This is a genomic window from Cupriavidus sp. HY129, from assembly GCF_059492215.1.
This window is the reverse complement of sequence record NZ_CP083254.1, coordinates 2,203,002-2,215,484: the sequence shown is the minus strand read 5'-3', so window position 1 is coordinate 2,215,484 and position 12,483 is coordinate 2,203,002. Positions and strand designations below refer to the sequence as shown.

The 12,483-nt window shown below is 62.3% G+C and carries 11 protein-coding genes and 2 tRNA genes; 7 read left to right on the top strand and 6 right to left on the bottom strand.

Annotated elements, in window-relative coordinates:
• Positions 1 to 11 precede the first annotated feature (11 nt).
• The 4 genes from pstB to phoR all read left to right on the top strand — a co-directional run bounded on the left by pstB (position 12) and on the right by phoR (position 3,795).
• A complete protein-coding gene (gene pstB / locus K6G35_RS09980) occupies positions 12 to 800 on the top strand; it encodes a phosphate ABC transporter ATP-binding protein PstB (protein WP_008641660.1) in 789 nt (262 codons plus the stop codon).
• Positions 801 to 870: 70 nt separating this feature from the next.
• Positions 871 to 1,575 carry a phosphate signaling complex protein PhoU gene (phoU, locus tag K6G35_RS09975; RefSeq protein WP_008641661.1) on the top strand — a complete coding sequence of 235 codons (705 nt, stop codon included), beginning with the start codon at positions 871 to 873 and terminating at the stop codon, positions 1,573 to 1,575.
• Between the two features lie 36 nt (positions 1,576 to 1,611).
• A complete protein-coding gene (phoB, locus tag K6G35_RS09970) occupies positions 1,612 to 2,319 on the top strand; it encodes a phosphate regulon transcriptional regulator PhoB (protein WP_008641662.1) in 708 nt (235 codons plus the stop codon).
• Positions 2,320 to 2,442: 123 nt separating this feature from the next.
• Entirely contained in the window at positions 2,443 to 3,795 is a 1,353-nt protein-coding gene (gene phoR, locus K6G35_RS09965; protein ID WP_008641663.1) for a phosphate regulon sensor histidine kinase PhoR, read from the top strand.
• Positions 3,796 to 3,884: 89 nt separating this feature from the next.
• Here phoR and ppk1 read toward each other — a convergent pair whose 3' ends face one another.
• Entirely contained in the window at positions 3,885 to 6,005 is a 2,121-nt protein-coding gene (ppk1, locus tag K6G35_RS09960) for a polyphosphate kinase 1 (protein ID WP_080709698.1), read from the bottom strand.
• Positions 6,006 to 6,115: 110 nt separating this feature from the next.
• On the opposite strand from ppk1, the gene ppx reads away from it, so the two are divergent.
• Positions 6,116 to 7,648 (top strand): exopolyphosphatase, encoded by a 1,533-nt coding sequence (ppx, locus tag K6G35_RS09955; RefSeq protein WP_186424985.1) that lies wholly within the window; start codon positions 6,116 to 6,118, stop codon positions 7,646 to 7,648.
• A 131-nt stretch (positions 7,649 to 7,779) separates the two neighbouring features.
• Here the strand turns inward: ppx and K6G35_RS09950 are convergent, their stop codons facing one another.
• The 5 genes from K6G35_RS09950 to K6G35_RS09930 all read right to left on the bottom strand — a co-directional run bounded on the left by K6G35_RS09950 (position 7,780) and on the right by K6G35_RS09930 (position 10,591).
• Positions 7,780 to 8,631, bottom strand: coding sequence for a GNAT family N-acetyltransferase (locus K6G35_RS09950; RefSeq protein ID WP_081596761.1), 852 nt, complete (start codon positions 8,629 to 8,631; stop codon positions 7,780 to 7,782).
• A 248-nt stretch (positions 8,632 to 8,879) separates the two neighbouring features.
• Positions 8,880 to 9,356 carry a SixA phosphatase family protein gene (locus K6G35_RS09945; protein WP_008641667.1) on the bottom strand — a complete coding sequence of 159 codons (477 nt, stop codon included), beginning with the start codon at positions 9,354 to 9,356 and terminating at the stop codon, positions 8,880 to 8,882.
• Between the two features lie 162 nt (positions 9,357 to 9,518).
• A complete protein-coding gene (infA, locus tag K6G35_RS09940) occupies positions 9,519 to 9,740 on the bottom strand; it encodes a translation initiation factor IF-1 (RefSeq protein WP_008641674.1) in 222 nt (73 codons plus the stop codon).
• 429 nt (positions 9,741 to 10,169) lie between these two features.
• Positions 10,170 to 10,322 carry a hypothetical protein gene (locus K6G35_RS09935; protein ID WP_008641675.1) on the bottom strand — a complete coding sequence of 51 codons (153 nt, stop codon included), beginning with the start codon at positions 10,320 to 10,322 and terminating at the stop codon, positions 10,170 to 10,172.
• 192 nt (positions 10,323 to 10,514) lie between these two features.
• Positions 10,515 to 10,591 (bottom strand) — tRNA-Pro (locus K6G35_RS09930).
• A 445-nt stretch (positions 10,592 to 11,036) separates the two neighbouring features.
• Between K6G35_RS09930 and K6G35_RS09925 the strand changes: the two genes are divergently transcribed.
• Together K6G35_RS09925 and K6G35_RS09920 are read left to right on the top strand one after the other, a co-directional pair.
• Entirely contained in the window at positions 11,037 to 12,293 is a 1,257-nt protein-coding gene (locus K6G35_RS09925; RefSeq protein WP_495675625.1) for a GGDEF domain-containing protein, read from the top strand.
• A 74-nt stretch (positions 12,294 to 12,367) separates the two neighbouring features.
• Positions 12,368 to 12,444: transfer RNA gene (locus K6G35_RS09920), tRNA-Arg, on the top strand.
• The last annotated feature ends 39 nt before the right edge of the window (positions 12,445 to 12,483 follow it).

Genomic DNA, 12,483 nt, shown 5'->3' with positions numbered 1-12,483 from the left:
GAGACATCAGCATGACCTCTACCGTCATCGATATTCCCGATACCGTGCGCGCCAAGATCGACGTTCGGAACCTGAACTTCTACTACAACCAGTTCCACGCGCTCAAGAACATCAACATGTCGATCCCGGATCGGAAGGTGACCGCCTTCATCGGTCCGTCCGGTTGCGGCAAGTCGACGCTGCTGCGTACGTTCAACAAGATGTACGCGCTGTACCCCGAGCAACGCGCCGAGGGCGAGATCAGCATGGATGGCGAGAACCTGCTGACGAGCAAGCAGGACATCTCCCTGCTGCGCGCCAAGGTCGGCATGGTGTTCCAGAAGCCGACGCCGTTCCCGATGTCTATCTACGACAATATCGCCTTTGGCGTGCGCTTATTCGAGAAGTTATCGCGCTCGGAGATGGATGACCGCGTCGAGTGGGCGCTCTCCAAGGCGGCGCTCTGGAACGAGGCCAAGGACAAGCTGCACCAGTCCGGATATGGCCTTTCCGGTGGCCAGCAGCAACGTCTGTGCATTGCGCGTGGTATTGCGATCCGCCCGGAAGTGCTGCTGCTGGACGAGCCGTGCTCGGCGCTGGACCCGATTTCGACGGGCCGCATTGAAGAACTGATCGCCGAGCTCAAGGACGAGTACACGGTCGTGATCGTGACGCACAACATGCAGCAGGCTGCACGCTGCTCGGACTACACCGCCTACATGTACCTGGGCGAGCTGATCGAGTTCGGCGAGACCGAGAAGATCTTCATCAAGCCGCATCGCAAGGAAACCGAAGACTACATAACCGGCCGCTTCGGTTGATCGAAGCCGGACTGAATTGCAGGACTCGAGCATCCACGCTTAGCATACGATTAGCGGCCAGGAGAACACCATGACTGACAAGCACCTGTCGACCCAGTTCGACGCAGACCTTAACGCGATCAACACCAAATTGCTGCAGATGGGTGGTCTGGTCGAGTCCCAGATCGAGCTCGCCATGCGCGCGCTGGCGGACTTCGACGGCGATCTCGCTGATCAGGTCATCACCCGCGAGCAGCAGCTCAACGCGCTTGAAGTCGAGATCGATGCCGATTGCGGCAACATCATCGCGCGCCGCCAGCCCACCGCGCGTGACCTGCGTCTGGTGATGGCGATCTCGAAGACGATCACCAATCTCGAGCGCGCCGGTGACGAGGCCGAGAAGATCGCCAAGCGGACCAAGCACATCATGGAAGATGCCGCGGCCCACACGATCAACTACGCCGAGGTGAAGCTGTCCGGCGAGATGGCCATCACGCTGCTGCGCCAGGCACTGGATGCCTTCGCGCGGCTGGATACCGTGGCCGCCGCGCGCATCGTGAAGGACGACAAGGCCATCGACGAGGAATTCCGGGCCTTCGTGCGCAAGTTGATTACCTACATGATGGAAGACCCGCGCACGATCTCGGTGGCGCTGGACTTCCTGTTCATCGCCAAGGCCGTCGAGCGTATCGGCGATCACGCGAAGAATATTGCAGAATTCATCATCTACATCGTAAAGGGCACGGACGTTCGTCATGCCTCGCGCGAGGACATGGAGCGCGAAGCGCTAAGCTGATAACGCGCCCGGACTGAGTTTGCGGAGAACAATTACATGCCAAGCAGTATTCTCGTTGTCGAAGACGAACCGGCAATCGCCGAGTTGATTGCCGTCAATCTGCAGCACGCCGGGCACTATCCCATCCGCGCATACAACGCCGAGCAGGCGCTGTCGCTGATGAGTGACGTGCTGCCGGATCTTGTGCTGCTGGACTGGATGCTCCCGGGCAAATCGGGTGCCACCTTCGCCAAGGAGCTGCGCAACAACGATCGCACCAAGCAGATCCCGATCATCATGCTCACCGCGCGCAGCGAGGAGCAGGACAAGGTGATGGGCCTCGAAGCTGGTGCGGACGACTATGTGACCAAGCCGTTCTCGCCGAAGGAACTGCTGGCCCGCATCAAGGCGGTGTTGCGCCGACGCGCGCCGCAGCTGACCGACGACGTGGTGGCGATCAACGGCCTGCGTCTTGATCCGGCCACGCACCGCGTTACCGGTCAGGATGACGGTGGTCCGATCAAGCTGGATCTGGGGCCGACAGAGTTTCGTTTACTGCACTTTCTGATGACGCATCCGGAGCGTGTGCATAGTCGCTCACAGTTGCTGGATCAGGTTTGGGGCGACCACGTTTTTGTGGAAGAACGGACCGTGGACGTACACATCAAGCGCCTGCGCGCCGCGCTGACCCCGGGTGGATACAGCAACATGATCGAAACCGTGCGTGGCAGCGGCTATCGCCTGGCGCGATCGCCAAGCCACTGAGCGTAACCGGCCGGCGGCGGTGCGGCGAGGGCCCCGTCCGGTCGAAAAGGACCATGCAGGCCACGGCTGTTTCGTGGCAAACTCCGTCGCAATGCGACCGCCGCTCGAACTTCCTACCCTCGCATGAATGTCATCTGGGCCCGTTCCGTGGCCATTCTCGTCAGCCTGACGGTCATCGCCGCCGGACTGTACGTCTTTGCCGGCCCTGTCTCCGGTCTGCTGTTCCTCTGCATTTCGCTGTTTCTGCTGCTCGGCTACTACCTGTTCCAGATCAACCGGCTCTGGAAGGTGCTGGACGCGCCCGCATACGGCGAGATCCCCAGCGCGCTGGGTCTGTGGGGCGAGGTCTACTATCGCCTGCACCGTCTGGTGAAGCGCTGGCGCACCCAGGTGTTGCAGGTGGAGCAGCAGCACACCCGCTTTATCCAGGCCATCCAGGCATCGCCCTATGGCGTGCTGATGCTCGACGACGCCGACCAGATCGAATGGTGCAACGACGTGGCCGAGCAGCATTTCGGCCTCAACGCGAAGCGCGACGTGCGTCAGCGCATCACGCACCTGATTCGGCGCCCGGAGTTCGTGCACTACCTGACGCGCGAGCGCTATGACGAGCCCCTGATCATGCGTGATATGGGCGAGCACAAGCGCAGCAGCACCTCGGTACAGATTCTTCCCTACGGCGAGAATCGCAAGCTCGTGCTGACGCAGGACATCACCAAGGTCGAGAACACCGAGGCGATGCGGCGGGACTTCGTCGCCAACGTCTCGCACGAGTTGAAGACGCCGCTGACCGTGCTGACCGGGTTTCTCGAGACCGTTCGCGACCTGCCGGTGTCGGAGGAAGATCGCAAGCGCTACATCGATATGATGCTGGTGCAGTCGATGCGGATGCAGCATATCGTCGAGGATCTCCTGGCGCTGGCCAAGCTGGAATCGGATGTCCAGCCTCCGACGCTCGATCCGGTGGACGTCGGTGGGCTTGCCGCTCACCTCGTACATGACGCCGAGGCGCTGTCCCAGGGGCGCCACGACATCCACACGGAGATCGATACCGCCGTGGTGCTGCGCGGCTCGGAGGGCGAACTGCTGTCGGCGCTTGGCAATCTGGTGTCGAACGCGGTGCGCTATACGCCGGACGGCGGGCGCATTGCCATCCGTATGACGTACACGGACGGGCATTCGGTGTTCTCGGTGAGCGATACCGGGCTTGGGATTGCGCCCGAGCATATCCCGCGCCTGACCGAGCGCTTCTATCGCGTCGACCGCAGCCGCTCACGGGATACCGGCGGCACGGGGCTGGGCCTGGCGATCGTCAAGCACGTCCTGTCGCGTCACCACGCGGATCTGCGAGTGACCAGCGAAGTGGGGCGGGGTAGCACGTTCCGCATCGTGTTCCCGGTGGATCGCAGCGGGTATGAGCCTGAGTCGGCGCAGCCGATGCCGCAACTGGGCGATGCCCCGCGCCACGCGGCCTGACGTCAACGGCACGCTGCTTCAGGCGAATCCGATACAAAAAGGGCCGCTTCCTTTCGGGAAGCGGCCCTTTCGCTTGCAAGGTGCGCCGTTCAGGTGCCGAACCTCTCCAGTAGCTCCACCTGGCTTACGCGCTGTTCCTTGGCGCGCGATGGCTTGCGCACATACTCGCCGTCCGATTGCATGATCCACGCCGAGGCGTTGTCGCGTAGATGCACCTGCAGACCTTCCTTGATCACGCGTGCCTTGAGCGTGCGATCCAGTACCGGGAAAGCTACCTCCACGCGGCGGAACAGGTTGCGGTCCATCCAGTCAGCGCTCGACAGATACAGCACGTCATCGCCACCGGCATGGAAGTAGTAGACACGATGGTGCTCGAGGAAGCGGCCGACGATCGAACGTACCGAAATGTTCTCGGACATCCCCGGCACTCCTGGGCGAAGCGCGCAAACGCCCCGCACGATCAGATCGATCTTCACGCCGGAACGCGATGCCTTGTACAGCTCTTCGATGATCGTCGGCTCCAGCAGCGCGTTCATCTTCGCGATGATGCGCGCCCGCTTGCCCGCGCGTGCGTTGCGGGCCTCGGCACGGATGTGCTCGACGAGGTTGCTGTGCATCGTGAACGGCGACTGCCACAGGTGATTCAGGCGGATCGTGCCGGCGGTGCCCGTCAGAAGCTGGAACACGTGATGCGCGTCCTCGCAGATCTTTTCGTCGGCCGTCAGCAGCCCGAAGTCGGTGTACAGCCGGGCCGTGCGCGGATGATAGTTGCCCGTGCCAAGGTGGACGTAGCGGCGCAGCATGAAGTGCTTCGCCTTGGGCGTGGCCGGCTCGCGGCGCACGATCAGGAGCATCTTGGCATGGCATTTGTGGCCGACCACGCCATACACGACGTGGGCGCCAACCGATTCCAGCCGTTCGGCCCAGTTGATGTTGGTTTCTTCGTCAAACCGCGCAAGCAGTTCCACCACTACCGTCACTTCCTTGCCGTTGCGCGCCGCGGTCATGAGCGCTTCCATCACCGCAGATTCGTTCCCGGTGCGGTAGACAGTCTGCTTGATTGCCACCACGTTCGGGTCGTTGGCGGCAAGCTGCAGCAGGTCGAGCACAGATGAGAAGCTTTCGTACGGGTGATGCAGCAGCACATCGCGCTGACGGATCACGTCGAACATGTTGGAACCCGCCGGAAACGCCTTGACAGCTGCCGGCACATGGGGCGTGTACTTGAGGGTAGGGCGGTCCACCATGTCGGGAATCTGCATCAACCGCGCCAGGTTGACCGGACCGCTCACGCGGTACAGATCCTGTTCGGTCAGGCCGGACTCGAGCAGCAGCCGGCGCGTCAGCGCGGGCGGCGTGTCAGACGACACTTCGAGGCGGACCATATCACCGAAGTGACGTGTCGGCAGTTCGCCCTGGAGTGCTTCACGGAGATCGGTAATGTCGTCTTCGGACACGAACAGGTCCGAGTTGCGCGTTACGCGGAACTGATAGCAGCCTTCGACTTCGATTGCGGGGAACAGCTCATGCACGAATGCCTGCATGAACGACGACAGCATCACGAACCCGTACGGATACCCCGAAAGCTGCTCGGGCATGCGCACCACGCGAGGCAGCGCGCGCGGGGCCTGAACGATGGCAAGATCGGCATCGCGTCCGAACGCGTCCTTGCCGGACAGTTCGATCACGAAATTCAGGCTCTTGTTGAGCACGCGCGGGAACGGGTGGGCCGGATCGAGCGCGATCGGCGTGAGCACGGGGCCCAGCTCGCGCACGAAGAAATCGCGCGCCCAGGCGCGCTGCTGCTCGGTCCAGGTGCTGGTCAGGTGGAAGAACACACCTTCCTGCTCCAGCGCGGGGAAAATCACGTTCTGCAGCATGTCATACTGCGAGGCAACCAGTCGCTGGGTGCGCTCGGTGACAAGCTGGTAGGTTTGCAGGAATGAGAGACCGTCGGGCGTGAGGCCCGATGCGTTTTCCCGCATCTGTTCCTTCAGACCCGCCATCCGGATCTCAAAGAATTCGTCCAGGTTGCTGGATACGATACAGATGAACTTCAGCCTTTCCAGCAGGGGAACATTAGGGTCGGCGGCCTGCGCGAGCACGCGCGCATTGAACTCCAGAATGCCCAACTCGCGATTGAGAAGCGTGCCGGGCGGCGTCGTCGACATGTCTATGACCTTATTTTGGCGATGTGGCGACTTTTTCATAGAATCGTGTCAGTTTAATGACACTTTGATTTTGTCATGATGCGGACATGGCTACGACATAATCTTACGAGTTTGGCTCACCAGAGCCTAGCTCGCGCTTGACAGACGCAATGACACAGACTCCCCGCTTGCTGGCCGCCGTCGACATGGGCTCCAACAGCTTCCGCCTGATGATTGGGCGGGTGGATGAAACCCCTACGGCTTCCGGCCCCGCCAGTCAGATCTTCCAGGTCGACGCGCTCCGTGAGCCGGTGCGCCTGGCCGCCGGCCTGACCCCTGACAAGTATCTGGACCAGCCGGCCCGCCGCCGTGGCATCGAGGCCTTGCGACGCTTCGGTGACCGCCTGCGTGACTTCTCTCCCGACCAGGTACGCGCCGTGGCGACAAATACGCTGCGTGTGGCCAAGAATGCCTCCGAATTCCTGATCGAGGCCGAGGCGGCGCTTGGGTTCCCGATCGAAGTCATTGCCGGTCGGGAAGAGGCGCGACTGATCTACCTGGGCGCCTCGCACGACGCGCCCGCCTGCCAGGGCAACCGACTCGTCGTCGATATCGGCGGCGGCTCCACCGAGTTCATCATCGGTAGCGGCTACCAGTCGAAGTTGATGGAAAGCCTCTACATCGGTTGCGTGTCTCACAGCCGCCAGTTCTTTCCAAGCGGCAACGTCGATGAGTACGCGATGAAGCAGGCCGAGCTTGCCGCGCGTCGCGAGATCCAGGTGCTGGTCCGCCAGTATCGGGCTGCAGGCTGGCAGCAGGCGGTGGGCTCGTCGGGCACGGCGAGGGCGTTGGCCGAGCTGATCGAGCTGAACGGCATGAATGACAGTGCTTCCGAGCATGGCATCACGCGTGAAGGTCTGGAGCGGCTGAAGCGCGCGCTGATCAAGGCCGAGAACGCCAACCGCGTGAAGCTCGCCGGCCTCAAGGCAGACCGTATTCCCGTGCTGCCGGGTGGTTTGTCGATCATGCTTGGCGTGTTCGCGGAACTCGATCTCGATCGCATGGACGTGACCGATGGCGCGTTGCGGCTCGGTGTGTTGTACGACCTGCTCGGCCGCAGTCATCACGAGGACATGCGCACGGTCACCGTGGATCAGTTCATGCGCCGCTACGGCGTTGATCGCGCGCAGGCCGGCCGGGTAGGGCTGGCTGCGCGCGACCTGCTTTCGCAGTTTCCTGATCCGCCCAACGAGCGTCGCTCCGATAACCTGGCACTGCTGGGCTGGGCCGCAAGCCTGCATGAGATCGGCATGACGATTTCGCACAGCGGCTATCACAAGCACTCGGCCTACATCGCGACGCATGCTGATATGCCCGGGTTCTCGAAGACCGATCAGGCGCGTCTTGCCACGCTGCTGCTAGGACACGCGAGCAAGCTCAGCAAGCTCTCGGGCAGCGGAAAGTTTCTCGACTGGCGCATGCTGTTCAGTCTTCGACTCGCTTTCGTGTTGTGCCGTCGGCGTGCCGATGTGAAGCTGCCCGAGATTCAGGTTGGCCAGCGCTCCGACGAACTCGACGAAGGGTTTGAAGTGCGGTTGCCGAAGTCGTGGATCGACATGAATCCGCTCGTCGAATACAGCCTGGCGCAGGAGGCCGATGAGTGGGAGCGCATCGGCAAGCGGTACAAGGTGGTCTACGTCTGAGGTAGGTCTTAGGCGTGTCTGAGCGAAGCTATCGCGGGTCTCAGATTGACGTGGCCTGCGATGCAAAACGGCGACTCCTGGGAGTCGCCGTTTTGTTTGCGAGGTCAGAGGATCTGCCGATCCGACCGGGATCAGTCGCGATTCAGGCCCAGGAAATGGCGTGCATAACGCGGATTCATGTCGCGTACGCGCAACAGCGTCAGGAAATCCGCCACGTTGAAATCGGGATCCCAGGCGGGCAGGCCGCAGATCTTCGCGCCTAGGCGCAGATAACCCTTGATCAGCGCCGGCGGTTCGACGTCCAGCGTCTGGTTCAGGTCTTCGACCGGCAGCGGTACCCGCGGGAAGGCGTGGTACTCGATCGGCGCCAGCGATTTTTCCGCGAACAGGCGATAGAGACTGGCAGCGTAGTGGCCGCCATCGCTCATCGGCACGCTGGCGCAGCCCAGCATGGTTTCGAGGTTGTAGCGTTGCAGGTACTCGCCGAGCCCACCCCACAGCGCCATGATGACGCTGCCCGAGCGATAGTCGCGATGCACGCAGGAGCGGCCCAGTTCAAGCATCTTGGGGCGCAGGTGCGAGAGGCGAACCAGATCGAACTCCGATTCGGCATACAGGCAGCCGATGCGCTTGGCCTGATGCGGGGGCAGCACGCGATAGGTGCCCACCACCCTCAGCGTCTCCTGATCACGAACGATCAGGTGGTCGCAATAGGCGTCGAACATGTCGACATCGGTTTCAGTGGCCGACGATTGCAGTCGCGCGCCCATTTCCTCGGCAAAGACCTTGTAGCGCAGGCGCTGGGCCTCGGCTACTTCGTCCTGGTGACGCGCCCACGCCACGCTGAAAGCAGGCGTTGCAACTTGTGTTTCGGCTTGGCGTTGTGTTGGCTGACGAGGAAGACGCCTCCGCGCCGACTGGCCGGTCAGGCCAGTGGGCAAGGAGTCGAAGAGCGGCTGGGTAGGCGTCGGAAGGTCTCGCATCAGGTGTGTCCTTTCGGTGACGAAACGGCTTTGAAACAATGTAGAGATGCCGGGTGACAGCGCCGTGAATTGATGGTGACGCTTCAGTGACGGCCACGCGCCTGCGTGCGCGGTACATTGATTGCTAAGGCTGCAACCTTAGATAGGGAGCCGTTTCGCGGCTATCGCCGATATCCGAAATGTGAACGTCCAGATGGAAGACGTGCCAGGCAACTGTTCAGTTGCGGGTGTCGGAATTGGAGGTGGTGCTAGAGAAGTTCGGGCGGGATCACCGCGCGCAACACGACCTGCGCTTCGCTTTCGCGGGTGCGGGCAGTCAGCCACCAGATGCCGCTCTTCTTGACGCTCCAGTTGATCTCCTGCCCGGCCAGCAGCAAGCTGGCGAGTTGGCCGATCCAGGGCTGGTGTCCCACGACGACGGTGTATTCGTGCCCTTGCGGCCAATCGATCGCCGCAAGCACGGCGCCGACATCTGCTCCTGGGGCGAGTTCATCGAGGATCTCGGCCTTGCCCGTCAGTGCGGCCGCCGTTTCCCGGGTACGCAGCGCGGGACTGCAGACAACCCGATAGTCGGCCGGCAGACGGGCGCGCAGCCACGCGGCCGATGATTCGGCCTGCTTGCGTCCGCGGCGGGTCAGTGGTCGCTGAAGGTCGGCCGAGCGCGAGATGCTCAGAACGTCGGGCAGGTCTTCCGCCTCGGCGTGGCGCCACAGAATCAGGTTCATGTTCGGGGCAGGGGCTTCGTACGAGCCTTGAGTATGGTGAAACGGGCTGCCGCCATCAAGGCGGCGGTCGCCGCAAACAAAAACGGGCTATCCGGCGGGATTGCCCCCGGATAGCCCGTCAGTGTCTGTAGCGGCTGTGTCAGCCGCGTGACAGGATCGAACTCAGGATTTGTGGCGGAAATTGATGCGGCCCTTGGTCAGGTCGTAGGGCGACATTTCCAGGGTCACGCGGTCGCCTGCCAGGATACGGATGCGGTGCTTTTGCATCTTGCCTGAGGCGTATGCCCAGATTTCCACGCCGTTTTCCAGCGTGACGCGATAACGGTTGTCGGGCAGGGCTTCCGACACCACGCCGCCAAATTCAATGAGTTCTTCCTTAGCCAATCTGTTTTCCTTTGCGGCAGCACCCTAGGCTGCATGAGTTAAAGGGATCGAGGGGACCCTGAGGACGTTCACCCGCGGGCGTGCCACAACGGCGCGACCGTGTGCGTCACGGGGAAAGGCGGGCAATGTGTTTCCGGGTCTGACCGGTCCCAACTCCCCCGATATGGGGTGTGGGGGCCAAATGTTCCAGTGCGCCTGGCGGCGCCGACCCGGTTACAGGGCATGCTCAGATACCCCAAACTGACGCGGGATTATAGCACGATCGCAGGCGCAGCATCGGACGCGGAGGATCGTACGTCGTCAGCTACCTGGGACCGTGTTGCGGCGCGACATCGGCGCATCAAATGGCCGAGGCGCGACAAGCAGCTGATTGTGCAGTGCAAGTTTCATTTTGAGTCGCTGTCATTGCGCCTTCTGACGCGTAACGTGCTACGGTTTCCGGACCAGCCAGCGCGCCAGCACGACTGCGGCAGCGAAGCCGACCATGATGATGGCCTCCTCGTATTGCGGCAATTGCCGGGCCAGCAGGCCGACGAGAGTAACGCAGATCAGTACGGAGACGATGGCCTTTACGTAACGCATGATGCACTTTATAGGGTTGGTTTCTGCGTATGGTACTGCGCGGGCAGGACCGGTGCAGCGGCGTCCGTACGGTGTTGCGCGTGCTCCGGCACGACATCAACGATATGGGGAGGCGTACGACAGGCAAGAAAAAACGGCCTACGCCGTGAGGCGTAAGCCGTTCAATCTTCTACCTAAAACTGCCTGCAAATATGGTCGGAGCGATAGGATTCGAACCTACGACCCTCTGATCCCAAATCAGATGCGCTACCAGGCTGCGCTACGCTCCGAAGCCGGCGATTCTATCGCGGTGTTGCCAGCCAGGTCAATTGTGCCGTGAAAGATATTCTATTCGGCATGTCGTCGGTTGCCCGATGTGCCGGTTGATTCTCTGGCCACGCACCCTGCTTCAGGCGGGTTCGGTTTTGGCTTGACTTGGTGCGGCGCGCTGACATAATCCGCACACCGTAACGGTCCGACCTGGCGCTTCGCGCCTGGCATTGCAGTATTCACACGGACCTGGTCCCGACTATCACAACTATGGCGAGACAGCCCCGCGAGCGATGCGATTGGGCTGGGGCACGCCTGAGCCATGCCCGGCCCGGCACGCTGTGCCACGGCGCCCGGGCAGCCGGACCTGCGGAAAACAAAATATGACGGCTTGTCGCGGGCCGGAATCAGAAGGTGCGCCATTGCCGTGCGGAGCATGGCGACACCTTTGGAACGGGAATTGAGATGTTTCAGTCGCAGGTGGTAGTGCTGATCGCAGGCTTGATAGCGCTGCAGATGGCGATCGTCTGTGCCGTGCTGCGGCGCTCTGCGGGTATGGAGCGTAGCGGGCTCACATCGTGGGCGCTCGGCGATCTGTTGGTGACCCTGGCCGTGGTCCTTCAGGCCGCGCACGCATACCGGCCAGACTGGCCGCTGGTGGCGCTCCCCGAGTTCGCCCTTACCGCGGGACTGTCGGTGATGGTCTACGGCACACGGCATTTCGCGGGCAAGCGTGGTCGCGGCGTGGTGCTTGGTTTGCTGAACCTCCCTGGGCTGGCTGCGCTGACGTTTTATGCGGCCGGTGGGCTTGTCGAAATGGGCCTGGGGCATGTGCCGGCCGGTACACTCGCCTGGCTCGAGCTTGCCGCGGCGTCGATCCAGACCCTGCTGCTACTGGAAATTGCCCGGATCACGGTTGCCCTAGTGCCGCACAAGCGCGGCACGGGTCGGCTGGCAGCACTCTCGTTATCCGTCCTGTCCCTTGGTTGCGCGGTACTGGCTGGTGCGGAGGCATGGCCGATGTTCGTCGCGCTCATGGACGGCCATACGCAGCCGATGGTTGATCGTCACGAAAGCATGACCGTCTGGTTCGTGTTCGGCGTGATGGGGCTGGCCGTCAGCTTCGCGCTGATGGCCCATGACCGCTTGCGCCAGATCATCGAACGTCGCGCGCGGCACGACGATCTAACCGATGTGCTATCTCGTGGCGCATTCTGGGAAGAACTCGAACTTGCCTGCAAGCAGGCGGAGCGCTCGCGCAAGCCACTTACCGTGGCGTTCATGGACCTGGACCACTTCAAGGCCATCAACGATCTCTATGGACACCTGGCTGGAGACAGCGTGCTGCGCCATTTCGCGGGACTGCTGCGCAAGGTGGCGGCGCCCGGCTCAGTGATTGGCCGTCTCGGCGGCGAGGAGTTCGCGATCGTGATGCCTGCCACCGGACTGGAGACGGGCCGCGCCATCAGCGTCCGGCTCAGCGCGCTGGTGCGGGCGACACCATGTCCATCCGAGCCAGACCCGATCGCCTACACGGTCAGCATCGGGATGGCGGAATGGCAGTTGGGCGAAAACGCCGACGCGGTCATGCGTCGTTCGGATCGCGCGCTCTATGACGCCAAGCAGATGGGGCGGAACTGCGTTTCCTCGCACGATGCGGAGGAGTTCACGGGAATGCCGCGTCGCCCGCGCGTGCGCGAACGCGAACGCGAGCCTTCGTAAAGCAGACGAAGTGTCCTGTGCGCGGCATTCGTGCTGCGGTAGAATGCACGCCTTGCCGCAATGGCAAGGCCGCGCCGCCCTTAGCTCAGTTGGATAGAGCACTCGCCTTCTAAGCGAGCGGTCAGAGGTTCGAATCCTCTAGGGCGGGCCAAGAATCCCAGGTTTGGAGGCCGTTCGGTGGAGAGAGGAT

Bases quoted from the DNA above. Each gene is read 5' to 3' on its own strand.
- pstB (WP_008641660.1), top strand. From the start codon at position 12: ATGACCTCTACCGTCATCGATATTCCCGATACCGTGCGCGCCAAGATC.
- phoU (WP_008641661.1), top strand. From the start codon at position 871: ATGACTGACAAGCACCTGTCGACCCAGTTCGACGCAGACCTTAACGCG.
- phoB (WP_008641662.1), top strand. From the start codon at position 1,612: ATGCCAAGCAGTATTCTCGTTGTCGAAGACGAACCGGCAATCGCCGAG.
- phoR (WP_008641663.1), top strand. From the start codon at position 2,443: ATGAATGTCATCTGGGCCCGTTCCGTGGCCATTCTCGTCAGCCTGACG.
- ppk1 (WP_080709698.1), bottom strand. From the start codon at position 6,005: ATGAAAAAGTCGCCACATCGCCAAAATAAGGTCATAGACATGTCGACG.
- ppx (WP_186424985.1), top strand. From the start codon at position 6,116: ATGACACAGACTCCCCGCTTGCTGGCCGCCGTCGACATGGGCTCCAAC.
- K6G35_RS09950 (WP_081596761.1), bottom strand. From the start codon at position 8,631: ATGCGAGACCTTCCGACGCCTACCCAGCCGCTCTTCGACTCCTTGCCC.
- K6G35_RS09945 (WP_008641667.1), bottom strand. From the start codon at position 9,356: ATGAACCTGATTCTGTGGCGCCACGCCGAGGCGGAAGACCTGCCCGAC.
- K6G35_RS09935 (WP_008641675.1), bottom strand. From the start codon at position 10,322: ATGCGTTACGTAAAGGCCATCGTCTCCGTACTGATCTGCGTTACTCTC.
- K6G35_RS09925 (WP_495675625.1), top strand. From the start codon at position 11,037: ATGTTTCAGTCGCAGGTGGTAGTGCTGATCGCAGGCTTGATAGCGCTG.